Origin of the sequence: Paracoccus sp. DMF (assembly GCF_004407025.1) — a bacterium.
Classification (GTDB): domain Bacteria; phylum Pseudomonadota; class Alphaproteobacteria; order Rhodobacterales; family Rhodobacteraceae; genus Paracoccus; species Paracoccus aminovorans_B.
This window is the reverse complement of record NZ_SOKV02000037.1, coordinates 1-24,058: the sequence shown is the minus strand read 5'-3', so window position 1 is coordinate 24,058 and position 24,058 is coordinate 1. Positions and strand designations below refer to the sequence as shown.

21 protein-coding genes are annotated in these 24,058 nt (G+C 68.4%); 9 read left to right on the top strand and 12 right to left on the bottom strand.

All coding sequences use genetic code 11. From position 1 onward, the window contains the following. Positions 1-10: 10 nt before the first annotated feature. The 3 genes from E3D03_RS15910 to E3D03_RS15900 all read right to left on the bottom strand — a co-directional run bounded on the left by E3D03_RS15910 (position 11) and on the right by E3D03_RS15900 (position 4,428). Positions 11-1,552: a PLP-dependent aminotransferase family protein gene (locus tag E3D03_RS15910; protein ID WP_263567757.1), complete on the bottom strand. Its 1,542-nt coding sequence runs from the start codon at positions 1,550-1,552 to the stop codon at positions 11-13. A gap of 62 nt (positions 1,553-1,614) precedes the next feature. After that, a complete protein-coding gene (gene tpa, locus E3D03_RS15905; RefSeq protein WP_263567756.1) occupies positions 1,615-2,994 on the bottom strand; it encodes a hypotaurine--pyruvate aminotransferase Tpa in 1,380 nt (459 codons plus the stop codon). A 132-nt stretch (positions 2,995-3,126) separates the two neighbouring features. Then, a complete protein-coding gene (locus tag E3D03_RS15900; protein WP_263567755.1) occupies positions 3,127-4,428 on the bottom strand; it encodes an NCS2 family permease in 1,302 nt (433 codons plus the stop codon). Between the two features lie 216 nt (positions 4,429-4,644). Here E3D03_RS15900 and puuE point away from each other — a divergent pair, with 216 nt between their 5' ends. Next, complete coding sequence (gene puuE / locus E3D03_RS15895) at positions 4,645-6,051, top strand: allantoinase PuuE (protein ID WP_263567754.1); 1,407 nt, start codon at positions 4,645-4,647, stop codon at positions 6,049-6,051. Positions 6,052-6,086: 35 nt separating this feature from the next. Continuing rightward, positions 6,087-6,908 carry a bifunctional allantoicase/(S)-ureidoglycine aminohydrolase gene (locus E3D03_RS15890; RefSeq protein WP_411969831.1) on the top strand — a complete coding sequence of 274 codons (822 nt, stop codon included), beginning with the start codon at positions 6,087-6,089 and terminating at the stop codon, positions 6,906-6,908. A gap of 237 nt (positions 6,909-7,145) precedes the next feature. On the opposite strand, the gene E3D03_RS15885 is transcribed toward E3D03_RS15890, so the two are convergent. Genes E3D03_RS15885 through pth form a run of 3 tightly spaced genes read right to left on the bottom strand, consistent with a single transcriptional unit; the run spans position 7,146 to position 9,257 of the window. Then, entirely contained in the window at positions 7,146-7,520 is a 375-nt protein-coding gene (locus E3D03_RS15885) for a DUF2237 family protein (RefSeq protein WP_263567752.1), read from the bottom strand. Between the two features lies 1 nt (position 7,521). Then, on the bottom strand, positions 7,522-8,568 hold the full coding sequence (locus E3D03_RS15880) for a DUF2332 domain-containing protein (protein WP_263567751.1): 1,047 nt from the start codon (positions 8,566-8,568) through the stop codon (positions 7,522-7,524). Next, a complete protein-coding gene (pth, locus tag E3D03_RS15875) occupies positions 8,568-9,257 on the bottom strand; it encodes an aminoacyl-tRNA hydrolase (protein ID WP_263567750.1) in 690 nt (229 codons plus the stop codon). Before pth ends, E3D03_RS15880 begins: the two co-directional genes overlap by 1 nt. A gap of 196 nt (positions 9,258-9,453) precedes the next feature. On the opposite strand from pth, the gene E3D03_RS15870 reads away from it, so the two are divergent. The 5 genes from E3D03_RS15870 (at position 9,454) to E3D03_RS15850 (ending at position 13,129) form a co-directional block, all read left to right on the top strand. Further along, the gene (locus E3D03_RS15870; RefSeq protein WP_017998002.1) at positions 9,454-10,083 is read left to right on the top strand and encodes an ATP-dependent Clp protease proteolytic subunit; all 630 of its coding nucleotides are present in this window, start codon (positions 9,454-9,456) and stop codon (positions 10,081-10,083) included. Positions 10,084-10,241: 158 nt separating this feature from the next. Further along, positions 10,242-11,507 (top strand): ATP-dependent Clp protease ATP-binding subunit ClpX, encoded by a 1,266-nt coding sequence (gene clpX, locus E3D03_RS15865; RefSeq protein WP_062560758.1) that lies wholly within the window; start codon positions 10,242-10,244, stop codon positions 11,505-11,507. A gap of 275 nt (positions 11,508-11,782) precedes the next feature. Continuing rightward, a complete protein-coding gene (locus E3D03_RS15860; RefSeq protein WP_263567749.1) occupies positions 11,783-12,157 on the top strand; it encodes an NADH:ubiquinone oxidoreductase subunit NDUFA12 in 375 nt (124 codons plus the stop codon). 4 nt (positions 12,158-12,161) lie between these two features. Continuing rightward, entirely contained in the window at positions 12,162-12,638 is a 477-nt protein-coding gene (mlaD, locus tag E3D03_RS15855; RefSeq protein ID WP_263567748.1) for an outer membrane lipid asymmetry maintenance protein MlaD, read from the top strand. Further along, the gene (locus tag E3D03_RS15850) at positions 12,635-13,129 is read left to right on the top strand and encodes a DUF2155 domain-containing protein (RefSeq protein ID WP_263567747.1); all 495 of its coding nucleotides are present in this window, start codon (positions 12,635-12,637) and stop codon (positions 13,127-13,129) included. Before mlaD ends, E3D03_RS15850 begins: the two co-directional genes overlap by 4 nt. Before the next feature lie 893 nt (positions 13,130-14,022). Here the strand turns inward: E3D03_RS15850 and aat are convergent. From aat to tkt, 6 genes are all read right to left on the bottom strand, one after another. Then, positions 14,023-14,661, bottom strand: coding sequence for a leucyl/phenylalanyl-tRNA--protein transferase (aat, locus tag E3D03_RS15845; protein WP_263567746.1), 639 nt, complete (start codon positions 14,659-14,661; stop codon positions 14,023-14,025). Between the two features lie 30 nt (positions 14,662-14,691). Next, positions 14,692-16,041, bottom strand: a complete 1,350-nt coding sequence (accC, locus tag E3D03_RS15840; RefSeq protein ID WP_263567745.1) for an acetyl-CoA carboxylase biotin carboxylase subunit — start codon at positions 16,039-16,041, stop codon at positions 14,692-14,694. 8 nt (positions 16,042-16,049) lie between these two features. After that, positions 16,050-16,565 (bottom strand): acetyl-CoA carboxylase biotin carboxyl carrier protein, encoded by a 516-nt coding sequence (accB, locus tag E3D03_RS15835; RefSeq protein WP_263567744.1) that lies wholly within the window; start codon positions 16,563-16,565, stop codon positions 16,050-16,052. A gap of 97 nt (positions 16,566-16,662) precedes the next feature. Then, entirely contained in the window at positions 16,663-17,553 is an 891-nt protein-coding gene (locus E3D03_RS15830) for a lysophospholipid acyltransferase family protein (RefSeq protein ID WP_263567743.1), read from the bottom strand. An 11-nt stretch (positions 17,554-17,564) separates the two neighbouring features. Continuing rightward, positions 17,565-18,482, bottom strand: a complete 918-nt coding sequence (locus E3D03_RS15825) for a DMT family transporter (RefSeq protein WP_263567742.1) — start codon at positions 18,480-18,482, stop codon at positions 17,565-17,567. A 193-nt stretch (positions 18,483-18,675) separates the two neighbouring features. Next, a complete protein-coding gene (tkt, locus tag E3D03_RS15820) occupies positions 18,676-20,694 on the bottom strand; it encodes a transketolase (RefSeq protein WP_263567741.1) in 2,019 nt (672 codons plus the stop codon). 94 nt (positions 20,695-20,788) lie between these two features. Between tkt and E3D03_RS15815 the strand changes: the two genes are divergently transcribed. Together E3D03_RS15815 and E3D03_RS15810 are read left to right on the top strand one after the other, a co-directional pair. Continuing rightward, complete coding sequence (locus E3D03_RS15815) at positions 20,789-22,702, top strand: hypothetical protein (RefSeq protein WP_263567740.1); 1,914 nt, start codon at positions 20,789-20,791, stop codon at positions 22,700-22,702. A 120-nt stretch (positions 22,703-22,822) separates the two neighbouring features. Next, the coding region (locus E3D03_RS15810; protein ID WP_263567739.1) for a nucleobase:cation symporter-2 family protein at positions 22,823-24,058 on the top strand (1,236 nt) is incomplete at its 3' end.

The following is a 24,058-nucleotide window of genomic DNA, read 5'->3' as shown; positions in this document are numbered from 1 at the left end:
GATCCTTTCCTCAGGGCTCCTCCTGAAAGCCATCGCGGCCCGGCCCGGTCAAGCGGGATGCCATGACATTTCCGTGCGGCTCGCTGCGGATCGCCTCGGCGATGCGGCGGATGCCCTCGGGGATGCGCTCGGCCGAGATCGAGGAATAGGCCAGCCGGAAGAAGCCCCGCCCGCGCGCCGGATCGGCAAAGAAGGGCCAACCCGGCTCGATCAGCACGTCGCGGGCCTTCAGCGTCTCGGTCAGCGCCGAGGAGTCGACGCCGCCGGTCGCCAGCCAGAAGCTGGAGCCGCCGTTGGCCTCGGGCGAGGCGAGGTGCAGGCCCTCGCGCGCGATGGCCTCCAGCATGACGGCCCGGCGGCGGGCATAGGCGCGGCGCATGCGGTTCGCCTGGGCGTCGTAATGGCCCAGCGACAGGAAATGCGCCAGCGTGCGCTGCATGTGGCCGGGCGGATGGCGTAGCGCCATGCCGCGCAGCGCCCGCGCCTCGGCGATGAAGCGGGGATCGGCGACCAGATAGCCCAGCCGCACGCCCGGAAACACCGATTTCGAGAAGCTGCCGATATAGATCACCGCCCCGGCCCGGTCGATGGCCTTGAGCGCGGGCGAGGGGGCGCCGGCGAAGGACATCTCGAATTCGTAATCGTCCTCGACCACGGCAAAGCCCTGCGCCTCGGCCCGCGCCAGCAGTTCCTTGCGGCGGGCCAGCGGCATGGTGGAATTGGTCGGGCATTGGTGGCTGGCGGTGGTAAAGACCGCGGCCACGCCCGCCGGCACCGCATCGGGCGGCAGGCCGTGGGCATCGACCGGCACCGGCAGGAGGCGCGCGCCGCTGGCCGACAGGATCTCGCGCTGGCCGGGATAGGACGGGTCCTCGACCGCGCAGGAGGCGCCGGGCCGCAGCAGCACCTGCGCCGCCAGCCACAGCGCGTTCTGCGCCCCCATGGTCAGCAGGATCTCGCCCTGATGGGCGGCGATGCCGCGCCGGGGCAGGATCTGGCGCGCGATGTGGTCGACCAGTTCGGCATCGTCGGCGTCGTAGAGATCGCCGGTCACGCTGTCGAATTCGCGCCGGCCCAGCGTGCGCATGGCGCAGTCGCGCCAGGCGGCGTGATCGACCAGCGTCGGATCGGCCTGGCCATAGATGAAGGGATAGGCAAAGCGGCGCCAGTCACGCTCGCGGTCCGACCGTCGGGCGCTGCCGAAGCGCCCCTCGAGCTTGCTGTCCCAGTCGAAGCGCGGCACCGCGGGGGCGGGGGCCGGGACAGAACCAGCCGGCTCGGCCTCGAGATGCCGCTCGATGGCGTCCGAGATGAAATGACCGGCGCGGTCGCGGCTGGCCAGGTAGTCGGTCGAGACCAGCTCGGCGAAGGCCTGCGCCACCGTCACCCGCGCCACGCCCAGATGCCGGGCCAGCGCCCGGGTCGAGGGCAGCTTTTCCCCGGCCCGGAACCGGCCCGCCGTCACCGCCGCAATGATCTGGCGGCGCAGCTGCACCTGCAAGGGCAGGCCGGCGCCGTGGTCCAGGAAGAATGCGTCGGGGGGAATGGGCATGGCGGATCCGCGGCGGCTGTCGGAGGATCACTCCTCCGAATGCCGCCGCGGATCAAGTCCCGTCAGCCAAAGACCTTGCTCAGCGCCCGGTCGATGGTGTCGGTGATGCGGTCGATGTCGCTCTCGGTGGCGATCAGCGCCGGCGACAGGCAGAGCGTGTTGTTGAACCCGGGCAGCGAGCGGTTGGTCGCGCCGATGATGACGCCCTGCGCCAGGCATTCGGCGACCACGGCCTGAACCTTCTTCTCGTCCATCGGCTCGCGGGTCTTGCGGTCGGAGACCAGCTCGGCGCCGCAGAACAGGCCCTTGCCGCGCACGTCGCCGATGACGGCGTGCTTGTCCATCAGCGAGGTCAGGTTGTCCAGCACCCGGTTGCCCATGGCGATGGTGTTTTCCAGCAGGTTCTCTTCCTCGATGATGCGCATGTTCTCGATCGCCGCCACCGGCCCCGAGGTGCAGCCGCCGAAGGTCGAGATGTCGCGGAAGAAGCTCATGCCGTCCTCGGGTCTGTCCTTGAACATCTCGAAGACGCGCTCGGTGGTGACGGTGCAGGAGATCGCGGCATAGCCCGAGGCGACGCCCTTGGCCATGGTCACGAAATCCGGCTGAATCCCGTAATGCTGATAGCCGAACCAGGTGCCGGTGCGGCCCAGCCCGCAGACCACCTCGTCGATATGCAGCAGGATGTCGTATTTGCGGCAGATCTCCTGCACGCGCTGCCAATAGCCTTCGGGCGGGGTGATGACGCCGCCGCCGGCGGTCACCGGCTCCAGCACGATGGCGCCGACGGTATCGGGTCCCTCGCGCAGGATCACCTCCTCGATGGCGTCGGCGGCACGCTCGCCGTAGTTTTCCACGTCCCATTGCTTGCGGTATTCCAGGCAATGCGGAACGCGCACGAAGCCGTCGGGGAAGGGACCGTAGGCGGTGGCGCGCTGGTCCTGGCCGCTGGTCGCCAGCGTGCCGATGGTGGTGCCGTGATAGTCGCGGTCGCGGTAGAGGATCTTCCACTTGCGGCCGCCGTGGTGGTTCGCCGCGATCTGGCGCACCATCTTGTAGACCTTCTCGTTCGCCTCGGAGCCCGAGTTCGAGTAATAGACCCGGCTCATGCCCGGCATTTTCTCGATCAGCTTCTGGGCGAAGATGGCGCCCGGCACGGTGCCGGCGGCGCCGGCGTAATAGTTCAGCTTGATGAGCTGGTCGCGGATCGCATTGGCGATGCTTTCGCGGCCATAGCCGACGTTGACGGTCCAGACCCCGCCCGAGACCGCGTCCAGGAACTCGCGTCCGGTCGCATCCCACAGCTTCATGCCCTTGCCCTCGACGAAGACGCGGGGGTCGATGGTCTCGTATTGCTTGTGCTGGCTGAGGTGGTGCCAGACATGGGCGCGGTCGGCCTCGACCACATGCGACATGTCGTTGGGATTCAGATCAAGCGTCATGGCCGGGCTCCTGCGGCAAAGGGGTTTCATCCTGACTGCGCCTGAAACGGGCAAAGGGATAGAGCCAGATTGCGCGAATAGATGAGGCCAGACCTGACGAGAGGTCAGGGGGCCGGTCGGCCCCCTGACGGATCATTCCATGAAGAAGGCGAAGCGGATCACGAAAAGCGCCGCCACGATCCAGGTCGCCGCGTGAACCTCGCGCGCGCGTCCGGTCAAGAGCTTGATCGCGGCGTAGCTCACGAAGCCGAAGGCCAGGCCGTTGGCGATGGAATAGGTGAAGGGCATCATCAGCGCGGTCAGCACCGCCGGCGCGCTTTCGGTGACGTCGCCCCAGCTGATCTCCTCGAACTCGCGCACCATCAGGCAGGCGACATAGAGCAGCGCCGGCGCCGTGGCATAGGCCGGGACCGAGCCGGCGAGCGGGGCGAAGAACATCGCCAGCAGGAACAGCACGGCCACGACCAGCGCGGTCAACCCGGTGCGCCCGCCCGCCTGCACGCCCGAGGCGCTTTCGACATAGGCCGTGGTCGAGCTGGTGCCCAGGAGCGAGCCGGCCAGGATCGCCGTCGAATCGGCCATCAGCGCGCGGCTCAGGCCCTTGTTGGTATGGGCGGGGCCTTCGGTCAGCAGGCCGGCGCGCTTGGCGACGCCGATCAGCGTGCCGGTGGCGTCGAAGACCTCGACCAGCACCATGACCAGGATGACGTGGAAGATGCCCACGGTCAGCGCCCCGGCAATGTCGAGCTGCAGGAAGGTCGGCCCGATCGAGGGCGGCATGGAGATGACGCCGCCGAACTGGCTGGCGCCCAGCAGGATCGAGGCCACGGTGATGACCAGGATGCCGATCAGGATCGAGCCGCGCACCTTCAGCGCGTCCAGCGCCGCGATGATGAAGAAGCCCGCGATGGCCAGCAGCGTGCCGGTGGCGGTCAGATCGCCCAGGCCCACCAGCGTCGCCGGATTGTCGACGACGATGCCCGAGTTCTTCAGCGCGATGAGCCCCAGGAACATGCCGATGCCCGCCGCGATGGCCGAGCGCATCGAGGTCGGGATGCCGGCGATCAGCCAGCGCCGGATGCCGGTCGCCGACAGGAACAGGAACACCACGCCCGAGATGAACACCGCCCCCAGCGCCTGCTGCCAGGTGAAGCCCAGCGCGCCGACCACGGTGAAGGCGAAAAAGGCGTTCAGCCCCATGCCGGGCGCCATGCCGATGGGCCAGTTCGCCCAAAGCGCCATCACGGCCGAGCCGATGGCTGCGGCAAGGCAGGTCGCGACGAAGACCGCGTTGCGGTCCATGCCGGTCGAGGACAGGATGTCCGGGTTCACGAAGATGATATAGGCCATCGTCAGGAAGGTGGTGATGCCGGCGATCACCTCCGTCCTTACGCTGGTGCCATGGGCCGTCAGCCCGAAGTGCTTGTCTAGCATGGTTCCTCCCATCGGCGGTTTGCCGCCATGCGCTCACACTATGCGCAAGCAGGCAAGACCGACCATCCCGGTTCCAGCGACAGAGTTTCAATCGGTTATGGATAAATTGCGATTTTCAACGAAATCTTGGATCTGTTTTTAGCAATAGGCGCTTGCCTGAAAGCCCGTCCAGATGGTCTGTGCTATCAGGCCGGAAGAACCAGAAGGAAGCAAGCGATGCGATACAGCCGCGACATGATTGGCTATGGCGAGACCACGCCCGATCCGAAATGGCCCGGTGGTGCCAAGATCGCGGTGCAGATCGTCATCAACTACGAGGAGGGCGGCGAGAACAGCCTGGAACACGGCGACGCCGCTTCCGAGGCCTTCCTGTCCGAGATCATCGGCTGCCAGCCCTGGCCGGGCAAGCGGCACTGGAACATGGAATCGATCTATGACTATGGCGCCCGCGCGGGCTTCTGGCGGCTGCATCGCCTGCTGAAGGACACGCCGGTCACCATCTATGGCGTGGCGACCGCGCTGGAGCGCGCGCCCGAGCAGGTCGCGGCCATGCAGCGCGCCGGCTGGGAAATCGCCACCCACGGCTACAAGTGGATCGACTACCGCGACATTCCGGCCGAGACCGAGGCCGAGCATATCGCCAAGGCGGTCGAGCTGCACACCCGCGTCACCGGCGAGCGGCCGCGCGGCTTCTACCAGGGCCGCACCTCGATGAACACGGTGGGCCTGGGATGCGAGGAGGGCGGCTTCGAATACCTGGCCGACACCATCGCCGACGACCTGCCCTATTGGCACGTCCACAAGGGCAAGCCGCAGCTGATGGTGCCCTATACCATGGACGCCAACGACATGCGCTTCTCCTCGGGCCAGGGCTTCGGCACCGGGGTCGAATTCTTCGACTATCTGCGCGACAGTTTCGACGTGCTCTATGCCGAAGGGCAGGCCGGCGCGCCCAAGATGATGTCCATCGGGCTGCATTGCCGGCTGGCCGGCCGTCCGGGCCGCGCCATCGCGGTGCAGAAGTTCCTGGAGCATTGCCGCAAGCATGAGGGCGTCTGGTTCGCCACCCGGCTCGACATCGCCCGGCACTGGGCCAGGACGCATCCGTTCCAGCCGCGCCAGCGCCCGTCCGAAATGGCGCGCGAGGAATTCGTGCAGAAGTTCGGCGGCATCTACGAGCATTCGCCCTTCATCGCCGAACGGGTCTGGGACGGCGAGATGGGTGCCATCCACGATACGCCCGCCGGCCTGGCCGCGCGCATGGCGCAGGTCTTCCGCGGCGCCTCGGACGAGGAACGGCTGGGCGTGCTGGTCGCGCACCCGGACCTGGCCGGCAAGCTGGCGCAGGCCAAGCGGCTGACGGCGGAAAGCACCTCGGAACAGGCCTCGGCCGGGCTCGACGCGCTGACCGATGCCGAGCGCGAGGCCTTCCAGGCGCTGAACACCGATTATGTCGCCAAGCACGGCTTCCCCTTCATCATCGCGGTGCGCGACCACGACAAGCCCGGCATCATGGCGGCGATGCAGGCGCGCATCGGCAACGACACCGCGACCGAGCGGGCCGAGGCCGAGCGCCAGGTCATGCGCATCGCCGAGTTGCGGCTGCATGACGCGCTGAAATAGGATTCCCGATGAACCATATCCCGAAAGGCGCGACCATGGCCGCACCGAGTTATGCCGGACCCTTCGCCGGTCTGCCGCCCCAGACCGACCTGACCACCGACACCGCCGTCTTCACCGAGGCCTATGCCGTCATCCCCGCCAGCACGATGCGCGACATCGTGACCAGCTTCCTGCCGGGCTGGACCGGCATGCGGTTGTGGATGATCGCCCGGCCGCTGTCGGGCTTCGCCGAGACCTTCAGCCAGTATATCGTCGAACTGCAACCGCAGGGCGGCTCGGACCGGCCGGAAGAGGACGCGGGCGTGCAATCGGCGATCTTCGTCACCGACGGCGCCGTCACCCTGACCATCGCGGGCCAGGTGCATGAGCTGACCCCGGGCGGCTTTGCCTATATTCCTGCCGGCACGGAATGGACGGTGCGCGCGGGCGACCAGCTTTCGCGCTTCCACTGGTGGCGCAAGCGCTGGCAGGCGGTCGAGGGGCTGGACAAGCCCGACGTCATCATCGCCAACGAACGCGACATCGCGCCGATCCCGATGCCCGACACCAATGACAGCTGGGCCACCACCCGCTTCATGGACCCGACCGATATGCGCCACGACATGCATATCACCATCGTGACTTTCAAGCCGGGCGGCTCGATCCCCTTCGCCGAGACCCATGTCATGGAGCACGGGCTGTTCGTGATCGAGGGTAAGGCGGTCTATCGCCTGAACCGCGACTGGGTCGAGGTCGGCCCGGGCGATTTCATGTGGCTGCGCGCCTTCTGCCCGCAATGCTGCTATGCCGGCGGGCCGGGGAACTTCCGCTACCTGCTCTACAAGGACGTGAACCGCCACGCACCGATCTGGAAATAAGGCGCCCGCCCCGGTCGAAAGCCGGGGCGGCGTCGTTTCGGGGCTGGAAGATGTCCTCGATCCGGCAGTCGAAGAGCTGCGCCAGTCGCAAGGCCAGCGGCAGGCTGGGGTCGCAGCGGTCCCGCTCCAGCGCATTGCCGGTCTGGCGCGAGAGCTGGAGCGCCTCGGCCAGATCGCCCGCGCCGGGCCCGCAATTCATCGGTAGCGCAGATGCCCCGGAATCTGGCTTTACACCGCCTAGTCCTTGCGCCCGGCGGCATGGGCCTGCAGCAGGGCCAGCGGCACGATGTCCAGCGTGCGGGCATGCGTCGCCGCCAGCACCACCTCGGGCGCGGCGAATTCCTGCGCGGCTTGCAGGAAGCGCGCCGCGCAAAGGCACCAGCGATCGCCGGGCTTCAGCCCCGAAAAGCGGAACTCGGGCCGCGGCGTGCTGAGGTCGTTGCCAAGGTATTTCGACAGCGCCAGGAATTCGGCGGTGACGATGACGCAGACGGTGTGGCGCCCGGTATCCTCTGGGCCGGTGTTGCAGCAGCCGTCGCGGAAGAAGCCGGTCATCGGCGCGGTCGAACAGCTTTCCAGCCTGCCGCCCAGGACGTTCAGCGCGGGGTCCATGTCAGATCTCCTTCGGCTGCCAGTCGAGCCAACGGCCGTGAAAATCGGCCCGGCCCAGATCCCATTCCCGCAGGCCGCCGGCCCAGAGCCGCAGCCGCAGGGCGGCGCCGTCGCCGCCATCCGCCTCCATCGACAGATGCGCCAGGGGGGTGTCGGGCGTGGCGCGCGCGCCGGCGTCCTGCAGCGCCGCCTCGATCCGGTCGCGGGTAGATTGCGGAAAATACTGCGCGGCGACGGTGTGATAGACCAGTCGGCCCTGCGATGCCGGCCTGGCCAGCTGCGTCTCCAGCCAGTCGGCGGCATCGGCGCGCTCGACACGCGGCGGCTGCTCGGCGGCGATGGCGAGCGCCGCCCGCAGCCGTGCCAGCCGGTCGCGCTGGTCGGCCCAGACATAGGCCATCAGCCGCGCCCCGTCGCGCTGCGGGTCGAGCGGGTTCAGGTCCACGCCTTGCGCGCCGGTGATCGCCAGCGCTGCCGGTTGCGGCGGCTTGCTGCGCCACAGCGGCGCCAGCCGCAGCGCCGAATCTGGCTCGCCGGCAAGAGTGGGTTGGAATCCTTGTTCATCGGCAAGGCTGTAGCGCGGAAAGTTCAGGTTCAGCCCGGCGCTGGCTCCCAGTTCCAGCAGTTCGAACGCGGCGGGCTGCGCCAGCCCGGCCAGGAACCAGGCGCCGGCGATCAGCACCGCCGAGCGGCCGACTTCATTCGTCTGCGGCGCATGCTCGATGAATTCCAGGATATGCCTGTCATGTTGCTGAATGATATCGCTAATCACCCGATTCAGGTCCGCCCCGCCCCCCATGGCATAGGCGCGCGCCAGATCCGGCGCCTGCTCCGAAAGCACCAGCGCATGCAGCGCACCGCACAGCCGCAGCGGCAGGGAATCCGCGCCGACCGCCGGATCTCCCGGCCAGGATTTGACCCGCCGCCCGACCGGCCCCTGGTCTGCGGCGATGGCTCGCGCCAGGGATTCGCAGACCCGCGCCGTCAGGCCCGAGCCCAGGGCACGACAGGCGCGCGTCTGATCGGCGAAGGCCTGCTGCCAGCCCATCAGCGGAACCGGTCGCCAAGCGCGCGCAGCCGCTCGGCCATGCTTTGCGGTTCGGCGGCGGGCGGGGCCTTCGGCGCGGGCGGGTCGGCCGGCTTTTCCGGCCGCGTGCCGCTGTTCCGCGCCGGGGCCACGCGGGTCGCGACCGCATTCATCAGCCGCGCGTCGTCGCCCGCAGCCAGCGCCGCCGCCCCGTCCGAGATGCCGCGCAAGAGGTCGTCCAGCCCGTCCTGCTCGGCCTTGGCGAAATCCGACAGCACATAGCCGGCGACCCGGTCCTTGTGGCCGGGATGGCCGATGCCGATGCGCAGCCGCCGGTAAGCCTCGCCGATATGCTGGTGGATCGAGCGCAGCCCGTTGTGCCCGGCATGGCCGCCGCCGGTCTTGACCCGCACGCGGCCGGGCGCGAGGTCCAGCTCGTCATGCAGCACGATCACCTCGGCCGGCGTCAGCTTCAGATAGCGCATGGCTTCGCCCACCGCCTGGCCCGACAGGTTCATGAAGGTCGCGGGCTTCAGCAGCATGACGCGCTCATCGCCCAGGCGGCCCTCGGCGATCTCGCCCTGGAAGCGCGCGCGCCAAGGGGAAAAGCCGTGGTCCGCGGCGATGCGATCGACCGCCATGAAGCCCACGTTATGCCGGTTTTGCGCGTATTTCGGGCCGGGATTGCCCAGGCCCACGATCAGTTTCATGCGTTTCTCCGTCGCTCGGCGCCAGAGTAACGGGGCGGGCGGCGAGGGGCAAATTTTATCGCTCTCTTGTCCTCGCGGGCTGGCGTTACTAAGACTCTGTCAACCTTTCGCGTCTAAGAGACGACGAGGCGCCACCGCGCTTTCGGGTCGAATCGCGAAACGGGCAGGCCAGGCAGGGACAAAAGCAGGAAAAGACATGCACGATCCGGCAGAATTCTACATGAACACGCTCGTCCCCATGGTCGTCGAACAGACCAGCCGGGGCGAACGCGCCTATGACATCTTCTCGCGCCTGCTGAAGGAACGGATCATCTTCCTGTCCGGCCCGGTGCATGACGGCATGGCGACGCTGATCTCGGCGCAGCTCCTGTTCCTCGAGGCGGAGAACCCGACCAAGGACATCAGCATGTATATCAACAGCCCCGGCGGCGTGGTGACCGCGGGCCTGTCGATCTATGACACCATGCAATACATCAAGCCGCGCGTCTCGACGCTGGTGGTGGGGCAGGCGGCCTCGATGGGCTCGCTGCTGCTCTGCGCCGGCCAGCCGGGCAACCGCTTCTCGCTGCCGAACTCGCGCATCATGGTCCACCAGCCCTCGGGCGGCTTCCAGGGCCAGGCGACCGACATCCTGATCCACGCGCGCGAGACGGAAAAGCTGAAGCGCCGCCTGAACGAGATCTATGTCCAGCACACCGGCCGCACCCTGGAAGAGGTCGAGGAGGCGCTGGAGCGCGACCGCTTCATGTCGCCCGAGGAGGCCAAGGAATGGGGCCTGATCGACGAGATCCTGGAGCCGCGCGGCAAGGCCACGCCCGAGAAATAGGATAAAATCTCGGCAAGTCGCCGAGGTTTGGGATTGTGACGGGCAGGTGGCGCCCGTAACATATGCCGAAATGCGCGGGGCATGCTTCGTCCCGTCCGCGAACAGGCGGTCGCCCGGCAGTCACGCCGGGCCTCCGAGGCAATACGAGGATCGAACCGATGGCCAACCCGACCGGCGGCGACAGCAAGAACACGCTCTATTGCAGCTTCTGCGGCAAGAGCCAGCACGAGGTCCGCAAGCTGATCGCCGGGCCGACCGTGTTCATCTGCGATGAATGCGTCGAACTCTGCATGGACATCATCCGCGAAGAGACCAAGACCTCGGCGCTGAAATCCGGCGACGGCGTGCCCAGCCCGCGCGAGATCTGCAACGTGCTGGACGATTACGTCATCGGCCAGGAACATGCCAAGCGCGTGCTCTCGGTCGCGGTGCACAACCACTACAAGCGGCTGAACCACAGCTCCAAGACCGACATCGAGCTGGCGAAGTCGAACATCCTGCTGATCGGCCCGACCGGCTGCGGCAAGACGCTGCTGGCGCAGACCCTGGCCCGCATCCTGGACGTGCCCTTCACCATGGCCGATGCGACCACGCTGACCGAGGCCGGCTATGTCGGCGAGGATGTGGAAAACATCATCCTGAAGCTCCTGCAGGCGTCGGAATACAACGTCGAGCGGGCGCAGCGCGGCATCGTCTATATCGACGAGGTCGACAAGATCACCCGCAAGTCCGACAATCCCTCGATCACCCGCGACGTCTCGGGCGAGGGCGTGCAGCAGGCGCTGCTGAAGATCATGGAAGGCACCGTCGCCAGCGTGCCACCGCAGGGCGGGCGCAAGCATCCGCAGCAGGAGTTCCTGCAGGTGGATACGACCAACATCCTGTTCATCTGCGGCGGCGCCTTCGCAGGCCTCGACCGCATCATCGCGCAGCGCAACAAGGGCACGGCGATGGGCTTCGGCGCCTCGGTCAAGGAAAACGACGACAAGGGCGTGGGCGAGCTCTTCAAGCAGCTCGAGCCCGAGGACCTGCTGAAATTCGGCCTGATCCCGGAATTCGTCGGCCGCCTGCCGGTCATCGCCACGCTGGGCGATCTGGACGAGGCCGCGCTGATCACCATCCTGACCGAGCCGAAGAACGCGCTGGTCAAGCAGTATCAGCGGCTCTTCGACCTGGAAAACGTCAAGCTGACCTTCACCGAGGACGCGCTGACCGCCATCGCCCGCCGTGCCATCAAGCGCAAGACCGGCGCGCGGGGCCTGCGCTCGATCATGGAGGACATCCTGCTCGACACGATGTTCGACCTGCCGGGCATGGACAGCGTGGCCGAGGTGGTGGTTAACGAGGATGCCGTCGACAACGCGACCGCCAAGCCGCTGCTGATCCACACCGACGCCAAGAAGGAAACCGCGACCGCCAGCTAAGACGGCCTGACGGTGTCGCGGTGATCTCGCCCGGCGTTGCCGGTTGGATTGGCTGGCAGCCCGCAGGACAGGCATGGACGCTGGCATGCGGCAGGCGTCTGTTCCCTTGTGGTTGGTCGGCTGGATCGGTGCAGCTGGGCTGCCGCGACTCTCGGATCTGATTCCCGGCCCGTCTTCTGGCTGGCGGGGGAAGGGACCGTCAGGCGCAACTTCTCTGGACCTTCCGGGCGAGTTGCGCCATATCTCGGCCAGACAAATTCAAGAGGTTCGCACCCATGTCGCTTCTGCTTCGCATCCTGACCTGGTGGAACAGCCAGACCCTGAACACCCAGGTCTGGACCAGGCTCTACGGCGAGAAGGTCGGCCAGGATGATCAGGGCAACGTCTATTACCAGTCGGGTGGCGGCAAGCGCCGCTGGGTGATCTACAATGGCGAGGCTGAGGCAAGCCGCGTCTCACCCGAATGGCACGGCTGGCTGCATCACACCTACAAGCAGCCGCCGACGCAGGAGCCGCTGGGCCACAAGCCCTGGGAAAAGCCGCATGAGCCGAACATGACCGGCACGCCGGCCGCCTATCACCCGGTGGGCTCGCTCTATCGGGCCGAGCCGACGCAGCGCCGCGACTACGACGCCTGGCAGCCCGAGTAAGCCGGTGACCAGCGCCGCCGAACGGGCCGAGCTGTGGGTCGGCGCGGCGGTCCTTGCCGTCGCAGCCGGCTTTCTGGCCTGGTCCGCCGGCGGCAGCGCGTTGCGCGGCCAGCTGGGGGGCGGCTATGAACTGCGCGCGGCTTTTCCGAACGTGGACGGGATCGAGGTCGGCACCGATGTGCGTGTCGCGGGGGTCAAGGTCGGCCGGGTGGCGGCAGTCGAGCTGAACCCGCAGACCTATTTCGCCGAGGCGCGGCTGCGGCTGCCCGAGCGGATCGTGCTGCCCACGGACAGCGCGGCGCTGATCCAGTCGGACGGCCTGCTGGGCGGCGCCTATATCGAGCTGCAACCCGGCGGCGCAGCCGAGAACCTGCAGCCCGGCGACGAGATCGAGGACGTGCAGGGCGCCGTCAGCCTGCTCTCGCTGATGATGAAATTCGTGGATTCGCAAAGCGCGGCCGATGAGGAGGGCGCCCAATGACCGAGTTTCTGACCCGCGCCTGCCTGTGCCTGCTGCTGGCGGCAAGCCCGGCGCTGGCCCAGGACGAGGTGCCGGACGAGGACCAGCAGCTGATGGTCGACCCGGCCTTCAGCGACGATCCGCAGGCGGTGGTGCCGGCCGAGCCGTCGGCCGCCGAGCGCCAGCGCGCCGCCGAGGCTGCCAAGGGCCCCGAGACCGCGCGCGGCCAGGGCGCGCAGCTGCGAGGGCTCGACAAGATCACCGGCCAGACCCGCGACTTCGATCTGGCGAACGGCCAGTCGGTGGAATTCGGCCGTCTGCAGGTCAGCCTTGCGGAATGCCGCTCTCCGGCCGCCGATCCCAGCGCCGACGCCTATGCCGAACTGACCATCACCGACCGGCGCGCCAACAAGCAGGTGTTTTCCGGCTGGATGATCGCCTCGGCTCCGGCGCTCTCGGCGCTGGACGATTCGCGCTATGACGTCTGGGTGGTGGCCTGCGACCGGGCCTAGCAGCTGGATCTGATCGACGGGTTGGTTCGCCATGTCGTGGTCGTTTCGAGGGCCGCATTTGCGATTGTGTCAGCCTGCAACAATAATGAGCTTGTGCGGCCTGTCGCGTTCTTCGAGGTGTTTTGCCGGTGTCGTAAGTGCCGGATTGCGGCCTGCGGCGGGTGCTGCCTGGAACAGAACATCTCGCAGCGCTCGCCGCCCCCGATCAGTCGCTTGCCGCGCAGGTGGTAGGGGGCACGGCTGTAATGGCTGCGGCTTCGCCGGCGGTCATCCGGCCGAATTCGGGCATCTCGGCGATGAGGCTGCCCATAGCCGGAGCAATTCCGGGGAATGGGACGCTGCAGCCGGGCCTGTCACCAGATTGTTCTCTCGTGCGACGGCACTTTCGATCCGCGCTCGATCTCTCCGATCTGATGATCCGGCATGGTTTTTGGGCGCCGACCAGGTTTTTGAGATCGTCGGCGACTCCTTGTCTCTCACGGCGCAGATCCGGGCTCTAAGCCGCTTGCGCATGTCGACGAACTGGGCGCGCCGGGTCCGCAGCCTTCCTTGCGGCAATAGGCGCCCGGCTTATGGCCGGAATTGCATGAAGCCTGCCCCGAGCCCTGTATCGTCCAGTCCGGCTTCGCGCCCGTGCCTCGGGAGCGGTAGGCTTCGATCTGTGCGCGTTGCACGGCATCCCCAAGCTTCCGGCTCAGCCTTGCGAGCGGAGCTTGCGGTCGCCGCACCATTTCTGGCAAAGGTCGCACCATTAACCGCGGGATCAAACAGGCTGCCAGGCGCGGCGATAATGCCCGCCTACCCGGGGACAGATGCAGGGGAATAGCCCAGCCTAGGCTTCTTTCGGGCCGGTCTCGGGCCTGGGTCGCGACAGAATGCAGCTCCGGATCAGCCTAAGGCTCCCGGCTGGCGGTTTGCGACAGGACAAGCGCCGTGGGCAGCGGCTCGGCCAGGAAATCCGCCTCGATCCGCAGCGCCGCCGCCAGCCGGCGGCGATATTCGGCGCGCGGAATGGTCTGCCCGCCCATCGAGGCCAGGTGCGGATTGGGATATTGCGTGTCCCACAGCGTGAAGCCGCAGCGCGCCAGATGCTCGGAGATCCAGATCATCGCCGCCTTCGAGGCATTGGGCCGGCGCGAGAACATGCTTTCGGCGAAGAAGGTGCCGCCCAGCACCAGGCCGAACATGCCGCCGATCAGGCGGTCGCCCTCGTAGATCTCGATCGAATGGGCGTGGCCCATGCGGAACAGCTCTTGATAGAGCGCGAAGAGCTGCGGGTTGATCCAGGTCTCGGGTCGGTCGGCGCAACCGTGCACCACGCCGGCGAAGTCGCGGTCGATGTCGGCCTGCCAGCCGCAATGCCGCAGGAAGCGCCGCATCGAGCGCGAGACATGCACGCCGCCCACCGGCAGGATGCCGCGCAGGCCGGGCTCGAACCAGTAGAGCTGCGGGTCCGCGGCCGAGCCCGCCATCGGGAAGACGCCCCGGGCATAGGCGGCCAGCATGGCGCCGGCCGTCAGGCCGCCGCTCATGCCCGGGCTGCCGGTCGCCGTCCGGCCATGTCAGGTGCTGGCCATCTCGGCCAGCCAGCGTTCCAGCCAGTGGATCGAGTAATCGCCGCGCTGGATGTCGGGGTTTTCCAGCAGGGCGTGAAACAGCGGGATGGTGGTATCGACGCCATCCACGATCAGCTCGTCCAGCGCCCGGCTGAGCCGCGCCAGCGCCTCGGGCCGGTCGCGGCCATGCACGATCAGCTTGCCGATCAGGCTGTCGTAATAGGGCGGGATGCGGTAGCCGTCATAGATCGCGCTGTCCATGCGCACGCCCAGGCCGCCGGGGGCATGGTATTGCGAGATCTTGCCGGGCGAGGGGGTGAAGTTCGGCAGCTTCTCGGCGTTGATGCGGACCTCGATGGCGTGGCCGTTGATCTTCAGGTCCTCCTGGCGGAATTCCATCTCGGCGCCGGCGGCGACCAGGATCTGCTGGCGCACCAGGTCGACGCCGAAGATCGCCTCGGTCACCGGATGCTCGACCTGGAGCCGGGTGTTCATCTCGATGAAATAGAACGCGCCGTCCTCGAACAGGAACTCGATGGTGCCGGCGCCGCGATAGCCGAGCTTGGCCATGGCATTGGCGCAGATGCCGCCGATCTCGGCGCGCTGCTCGGGCGTGATGACCGGGCCGGGCGCCTCTTCCAGCACCTTCTGGTGGCGGCGTTGCAGCGAACAGTCGCGCTCGCCCAGATGGACCGCGCGGCCGCGGCCGTCGCCGAAGACCTGGATCTCGATATGGCGCGGACGCTGCAGGTATTTCTCGATATAGACCTCGTCATTGCCGAAGGCGGCTTTCGACTCGGCCCGGGCGGTGCGGAAGGCGTTTTCCAGGCTCGCCTCGTCCAGCGCCACCTTCATGCCGCGGCCGCCGCCGCCGGCGGTGGCCTTGATGATGACCGGATAGCCGATGCTGGCCGCCACGGCCTTGGCCGAGGCCACGTCCGGCACGCCGCCGTCCGAGCCGGGAACCACCGGGATGCCCAGCGATTTCGCGGTCTCCTTGGCGGTGATCTTGTCGCCCATGATGCGGATATGTTCGGCCGAGGGGCCGATGAAGGCGATGCCGTGATCCTCGACCATCTGCACGAAGCCGGCGTTTTCCGACAGGAAGCCATAGCCGGGATGGATCGCCTGGGCGCCGGTGATCTCGCAGGCCGAGATGATCGCCGGTTGCGACAGGTAGCTTTCCGGCGAGGGCGGCGGGCCGATGCAGACGGATTCGTCGGCCATGCGCACATGCATCGCGTCGGCATCGGCGGTGGAATGCACCGCGACGGTGGCGATGCCCATCTCGCGGCAGGCGCGGATCACGCGCAGCGCGATCTCGCCGCGGTTGGCGATCAGGATCTTGTCGAACATCTGCCCGCTCACTCGACCACCATCAGGGGGGCGCCGTATTCGACCGGGCTGCCGTCGTCGACCAGGATGCGCTTGACGGTGCCCGAACGCGGCGAGGGGATATGGTTCATGGTCTTCATCGCCTCGACGATCATCAGCGTCTCGCCTTCCTTGACCTGCTGGCCGATGCTGACGAAGGCATTGGCGCCGGGCTCGGGCGACAGATAGGCGGTGCCGACCATGGGCGAGGTGACGACGCCGGGCAGGCTGGCCGGATCCTCGCTCGCAGCCGGGGCGGCAGCGGCGGCCGAGGGCGCGGCGGCGGGTGCGGGCAGGGCGGCCGGGGCGGCGGCGACGGTCTGGACGATCTGCTTTTGCTGCTTCGACAGGCTGACGGTCAGGCGGTCGTTTTCGTCATATTCGCGCTTGACGGTCAGCTCGGTCAGCTCGTTGCGATTGAGCAGTTCGGCAAGGGCCTGGATGAAGGCGACATCGCCTTCGTGATGGCGCTTTTCGTGACCAGCTTCTTTGGAATCGTCGCTCATGCCGTCCTCTGGATGTCGTTCATGGGGCCGCGTTCTCTGCGCGGCGGCTGCGGGGCTTATAAACCGGACTACAACCCGAGGGAAAGGGTTTCGCCGTCTAGCGCCGGCGTTTCCAGCGCCGGTGGACCCAGAACCACTGCGCCATATGCGCGCGGACCAGGCGCTCGAGATCGTCGTTCAGCGCCTGCATCATCGCCGCCGGATCGCTGTGCGGGATCGGCGCGCCGACCTCGACGCGGAAGTTCAGCCCGTCGGGCTGGCGGATGCCGGCGACCGGCACGACCAGCGCATCGTAGCGGACGGCAAGCTCGGCCGGGGTCAGCACGGTCCTGGTGGGCAGGCCGAAGAAGCGCAGCTCGGCGCCGTGGTCGTCGAACTGGTCGAACCCCAGCGCCATCCAGCCGCCGCCCTTGAGAAAGCGCAGCATGGCGGCCAGTCCCGCGCGGCCGCGCGGGAACATCGGCTCGGCGATGGCGCGCATGGCGGGGATGTAGTGGCGGTTGAAGGCCTCGTTGTTCATCGGCCGGTAGAGCGCGCCGACCGGCCAGCCGCGCCCGGCCAGGGCCGCGCGCATGGCGTCGTAATTGCCGAAATGCGCCACCGCCAGGATCACCGGACGGCCGGCCTGGGCGGCCTGCTCCAGCGCGGCAAGGCCGGGGCCGGTCAGCGGGTCGGCGGCGTGGATACGGTCGACGAATTCGGCGCCGGAATAGATCTCGGCCAGCGAGCGGCCGGCGTTTTCCGGCACCGCGCGCAGCAGGTGGCGCAATTCGGCGGGCGAAAGGTCGGGACGGGCCATGGCGAGGTTCGTGCGGATGCGCTGGCGCCAGCCGGCAAGCGGCCCCAGCACCCAGGCGAAGAACCAGCCCATCGCCGGGATGCGGCGCTCATAGGGCAGGGCGCGCGCCAGCCCCATGATGGCCAGGAAGGCACCATTGGCGATGCGGTCGCGCAGGGGCACGGGCTCGGGTGTGTCGGTGTCGCTCATCGCGGTCCTGCTCAACCGGCCCGGTTCATCGCGCGGGCCTCGCGCATCCAGACATAAAGGCCGGCGCCGACGATGATCAAGGCGCCGGTGACGGTCCAGAGATCCGGCAGGTTGCCCCAGAAGAGCCAGCCCCACAAGCCCGCCCAGATCAGGCCGGTATAGCCGAAGGGGGCGATGGCGGCGGCCTCGGCGAGCGCGAAGGCGCGGATCAGCAACGCCTGGGCCACGGTGCCGAAGAGCCCCAGCAGCGCGAAGGCCCAGAGGTCCCCGGCCGCGATCGGCTGCCAGAAGAACGGCACCGCAAACGAGGCCAGCACCGAGCCGACCAGCGCCGACCACAGGACCGAGGTCGCGGTGGAATCGCTGCGGGCGATGCGGGTCAGGATGGCGCCGGCGGCATAGGTAAAGGCGCCGATCAGCGGCAGCACGGCGGCGGGCTGGAACACGCCGGCGCCGGGCCGGATGATGATCAGCGCGCCGCAAAGCGCCGCCGCGATGCCCAACGCCCGGCGGATGCCGATGCTTTCGCCCAGGAACAGCGCGGCGCCCAGGGTGATCAGCACCGGGTTGATGTCCATGATCGCCGTGGCCTCGGCCAGGCCGATGAATTGCAGCGAACTGAAGAACAAGAGGATCGAGCCGAGCTGCGTCACGCCCCGGAACAGCTGCACCACCGGCCGGCGCGTGGCGAGCGCGCTGCGCAGCCTTGGTGCCAGCACCAGCGCCACGATGGCGAGATTGGCGACGAAACGCACCCAGACCACCTGCACCGGGTGATAGCGCGTGGCGAGATATTTGCCGGTCGCGTCCATCAGCGTGAAGGTGAAGATCGCCATGAGCAGCAGCAGGATGCCGGTGAGTTGCGTCGCGCGGCCCGGGTTGCCCGGGACGGCGATGATCGGCGGCAGGGTGGTCTGGGGCGGTGTCATGCGGGTCTCCCCGCGTCTTATGCCTGTGGCACGGGCCGGGGTCCATGGGGGCGGTCGCGCCGGGTGGCGCGGGCGCGATGGGTATTTGGAAAACAGAGAAGGCCGGGGCCTGGGCCGCGCGGGCGGTTTGGGTATTTGGAAAACGGAAAGCGGCGGAAGGGGCCGCGCCGATGCGGGGCGCGGCCCTTGCGGGTCAGTCGAGCAGGCGTTTCGCCAGGGCGACGGTATCCTCGGCGGTGATGCCGAATTCCTTGTAGAGCGTCGGCGCCGGGGCCGAGGCGCCGAAGCCGGTCATGCCGATGAAGCCGGCTTTCTTTTCCTTGCCGCGCTCGCCCAGCAAGAGCCAGTCCCAGGGCTGGCGCACCGCCGCCTCGATGGCGATGCGGACCGGGCCCTTGGGCAGCACCTGGCGGCGATAGTCCTCGGGCTGATCGCGGAACAGTTCCATCGACGGCACCGAGACGACGCGGGTCGGGATGCCCTTGGCTTCCAGCGTCTCGCGGGCGGCGACGGCGATTTCGACCTCGGAGCCGGTGGCCATCAGGATCACTTGCGGCTCGCCCGAGGCCTCGCGCAGGACATAGGCGCCTTTCGCGGTCAGGTTCTCGCCCGCGGTCTCGCGCAGCAGCGGCAGGTTCTGACGCGACAGCGCCAGCACCGAGGGGGCGGAATCGTTCGAGAGCGCGATCTCCCAGGCCTCGGCGGTCTCGACCAGGTCGCAGGGGCGGAAGGTCAGCGTGTTCGGCGTGGCGCGGCAGATCGCCAGGTGCTCGACCGGCTGGTGGGTCGGGCCGTCCTCGCCCAGGCCGATGCTGTCATGGGTCATGACATAGACCACCGGCAGGCCCATCAGCGCCGACAGCCGCATGGCGCCGCGGGCATAGTCGGTGAAGCACATGAAGGTGCCGCCATAGGGGCGCAGGCCGCCATGCAGCCAGATGCCGTTCATCGCCGCCGCCATGCCGTGTTCGCGGATGCCGTAATAGACATAGCGGCCGGTGCGGTTCTCCGGCGTGAAGGCGCCCAGATCCTTGGTCTTGGTGTTGTTCGAGCCGGTCAGGTCGGCCGAGCCGCCGAGGGTTTCGGGCAGTTCGGGGTTGATGACCTCCAGCACCATTTCGCTGGCCTTGCGGGTCGCGACCTTGGGCTTGGCGGCCAGCGCCTGTTCCTTCAGCGCGGCGATGGCCGGGGCGAGGCGCGGGTTCGGCTCGCCCGAGATGCGGCGGGCGAATTCGTCGCGGTTTGCCGCGGCATCGACCCGGGCGGCCCAAGCCTCGCGCGCGCTGCGGCCGCGGGCGCCGATGGCGCGCCAGTCGGCCAGGATGTCCTCGGGGATCACGAAGGGGCCGTGTTCCCAGCCAAAGGCGGCACGGGCGGCGGCGATCTCCTCGGCCCCGAGCGGCGAGCCGTGGGCGCCCGAGGTGTCCTGTTTCTTCGGCGCGCCGAAGCCGATGATGGTCTTGCAGGCGACCAGCACCGGGCGGTCGTCCTTGCCCGAGGCGGCATCGGTCAGCGCGCGGTCGATGTCGGCCGCGTCATGGCCGTCGCAGCTGAGCGTGCGCCAGCCCGAGGCCTCGAAGCGCTTCAGCTGGTCGGTATTGTCGGACAGCGATACCCTTCCGTCGATGGTGATGTCGTTGTTGTCCCAGAGCACGATCAGGTTTCGCAGCTTCTGGTGGCCGGCCAGCGCGATGGCCTCTTGGCTGATGCCCTCCATCAGGCAGCCGTCGCCGGCGATGACCCAGGTCTTGTGGCTGCACAGGTCGGCGCCGAACTGGGCGCGCATGGCTTCCTCGGCCATGGCCATGCCGACCGCGGTGGCGATGCCCTGGCCCAGGGGACCGGTCGTGGTCTCGACCCCCTCGACATGGCCGTATTCCGGGTGGCCGGCGGTGATCGCGCCCCATTGGCGGAAGTTCCTGATCTGGTCGAGGCTCATCTGGTCGTAGCCGGTCAGGTAGAGCGTGGCATAGAGCAGCATCGAGCCATGGCCGGCCGACAGCACGAAGCGGTCGCGGTCGAACCAGTTCGGCGCCGAGGCGTCGAATTTCAGGTGCTTGCCGAAAAGCACGGTGGCCACGTCCGCCATGCCCATCGGCATGCCGGGATGGCCGGAATTCGCCGCCTCGACGGCGTCCATGGCTAGGGTGCGGATCGGGGTGGCAAGGCGCCAGTGGGCGGGATCGGCCTGGCGGCGGGCGGCGATGTCCATGGGGAAAATCCGTGCTGTTGGAGGGCGGCACGTCCTGATAGGCAGGAGCCGGCGCGGTTGCAACCCCGCCTTGGAGCGCGCGGGACGGTTTGGCATGGTGGACAGGACGGCGATCATCGGCTTCCGGCAGGACCGGATCGGCGCGCGGCTGATCTGCCTTCTGAACACGCTGCGGCTGGCGCGGAAATTCGGCGTCCCCGGCCGCTACCTGTGGTTGTCGCAGCCCGACGGCCCCTATCCCGAACTGGTCGATCCGCGGCATTTCCTGACCGCCGAATTCGTCGCCGCCCATATCGAGATCGTGTCCGAGGCGCCGTCCCGCGCGGGCTTGCAGAATGTCCGCGCCGTGGCGCCGGGCATGAATGTCCAGGGCTTCGCCCGCGCCCTGGCCGAGGGGCGGCGCTATGAATGCGACAGCATGTCCGAGGTGGTGCGCTTCATCGACGAGGATGCGGCCGTGGTCGCGGCCGAGATGCGCGCCGTGGCGGCCGATCTGGCGCTGACGCCGCGGCTGGGCCGGGCGCTCGCCAAGGCGCGGCGGGTCATCGCCCGGGCCGGGGGCGGTGCGCCGGTGGCGATCCATGTCCGGCGCGGCGACATCCTGGACGGCGATCCCTGGTCCTATTCCTCTTGGGCGTCGAAATACGTCCCGGACGAGTTCTTCCGCGCCTTCATCGCCGGCCATGACGGGCCGGTGATCGCCTTTTCCGACACGCCCGCCGCCGTCGCGCATCTGCGTCAGGGCGATCCCCGGGTGCTGCTGGCGGCGGATCTGCTGGACACCGCCGCGCTGTCGCCGGCCGAGCGCGACCTGCTGGAGCTTCTGCTGATGGCCGGCTGCGCCGAGGTGGGGGCGCCGAGCCACAGCGCCTTTTCCCGCGCCGCCGCGGTCGTCGGCGGCTGCCGGATCCTGGCGCTGCCGCCGGACCTGCCCGATGCCGCGCGCCGCGCAGGCTTCGATGCGGTGCTGGAGCGCGTCATCGCCCGGCCCGACAGCTTCTTCGCCCCGGGCGACCTGGCGCAAAGCGCCGCCTATGCCGCGCGCCATGCCGCAAGCGTCGGGCGCGGCAGCGAATTGGTCGATGCGCTTGCCGACCGCCGCGAACTGCTGGCGCGGTTCCCGTTCCTGTATCGCGAACTCGCCGCGACCGCCTGGAGCGCGGGGCGCAAGCAGAAGGCGCGGCGGCTGGCGCGGCAGGGGCTGGAATCGCCGCTGATCCGCAACCGCGACAAGCCCCTGTGCCGGCAGGTGCTGCTGGTCAGCGAGACCACCGACCCGGACCAGCTGGGCGCGGCCTTCGTCAACATGGTCTTTACCGGCCACGCGGCCGAGGGGCCGATCATGCCGGCCTTGGGCCTGCGGCTGCTGTCGGCGGGCGGCAAGACCGCGCGGATGCTGGGCTTTGCCCCCGCGTTGCTGCCGCTTTACGCCCAGCCCGATGCGCAGGGCGGCTCGGGCCAGGTGTTGCCGCTGTGGACGGTGCGGATCGACTGGTTCGAGTTCATCCGCGACCCCGGCCTGCAAAGCGAGGCGCTGAACTGGCCCGACATGTGGCGCAAGATGCGGCCTGCCGCGGAAGGGCTGGCCGAGGTCGAGGCGGCGCTGGCGGCCGGCACACCCCCGGCCCAGCCCGACGCGGCGGCGGCGGCGCGGCTTGGCTTCTGCGCCTCGGTCCTGCGGCTGCACGGCCGGCTCAAGCGCGCCATGGCGCTGCTGGAATGGCTGGACGCGGCGCGGCCGGGCGATTTCCTGACCGCCAAGCGGCTGGCGGACGCCTGTTTCGCCGCCGGCAACCGCAAGGCCGGCTGGCGCTGGCTGGACCTGGCGCAGGCGCGGGCGCCGGGCCATGCGCTGCTGCTGCTGTCCCACGCGGTCCGCGCCGCCGAGCAGGACGAGCCCGACCGCGCCGCCAAGGCGCTGGCCGAGGCCGAGGCCGCCTGGCCGGGCCTGCAACTGGAGCGCAGCGTCAGGCGCGCCGCGCGCGAGCATCTGCCCGCGAGATCCTGAGCCGGCGCCGCAAATCCGGGCGCCGGGGCGCCGGTTTCCGCCGCCGCGCGAAAAGATTTGCCAAGACGGCGCAAGCGCGCGCAACATGCCAATAAAACCAGACCATTGAGGGAGATGACCATGGCAAGCCCCGCAAGATCGGCCGTCGACCCGGTCGATGAGATCCTGCCGCCCCTGCGCATGGCCACGCTGGGGTTGCAGCACGTGCTGGTCATGTATGCCGGCGCGGTCGCGGTGCCGCTGATCGTCGGCCGGGCGCTGAAGCTTTCGCCCGAGGACGTGGCCTTCCTGATCTCGGCCGACCTGTTCTGCTGCGGCGTGGCGACGATCATCCAGAGCCTCGGCGTCACGCGCTGGTTCGGCATCCAGCTGCCGGTGATGATGGGGGTGACCTTCGCCTCGGTCGGGCCGATGATCGCCATGGCCAATGCCTATCCGGGCCCCGACGGGGCGCGGATGATCTTCGGCGCCATCATCGGTGCCGGCATCATCGCCATGCTGATCGCGCCGCTGATCGGGCGGATGCTGAAATTCTTTCCGCCGCTGGTCACCGGCACCATCATCCTGGTCATCGGCGTCACGCTGATGCGGGTCGGGATCAACTGGATCTTCGGCAATCCGGTCGGCCCGACCGCGCCCAAGGTGGTCGATCCGGTGGCGGCCGGCTGGCTGAACCAGCTCAAGGACCTGGCCGGCACCGGCGTCGTCCCGGCCCTGCCCGAGGGCTTCGCCCCGGCGGCGAGCGTGCAGAACCCGCTTTACGCCCGGCCGGTGAACATCGCGATTTCCGGCGTGGTGCTGCTGGCGATCCTGCTGATCGCGCGCTTCGGCCGCGGCTTCGTCGCCAATATCGCGGTGCTGCTGGGCATGCTGATCGGCGCGGTGCTGACCATCGTCCTGGGCCAGATGACCTTCGAGAAGGTGGCCGAGGCGCATTGGTTCGGCATCGTCACCCCCTTCCACTTCGGGGCGCCGATCTTCGATCCGGTGCTGATCCTGACCATGGTGCTGGTGATGATCGTGGTGATGATCGAATCGACCGGCATGTTCCTGGCCCTGGGCGAGATGACCGGGCGCGAGGTCACGCCGCGCCGCCTGTCGGCCGGGCTGCGCACCGATGGCCTGGGCACGCTGATCGGCGGCATCTTCAACACCTTCCCCTATACCTCGTTCAGCCAGAACGTCGGGCTCGTGGGCGTCACCGGTATCAAGAGCCGCTTCATCTGCGTCACCGGCGGCGTGATCCTGATCCTGTTCGGGCTGGTCCCGAAGATGGGCGCGGCGGTCGAATCGCTGCCGACGGCGGTCCTGGGCGGGGCCGGGCTGGTGATGTTCGGCATGGTCGCCGCGACCGGC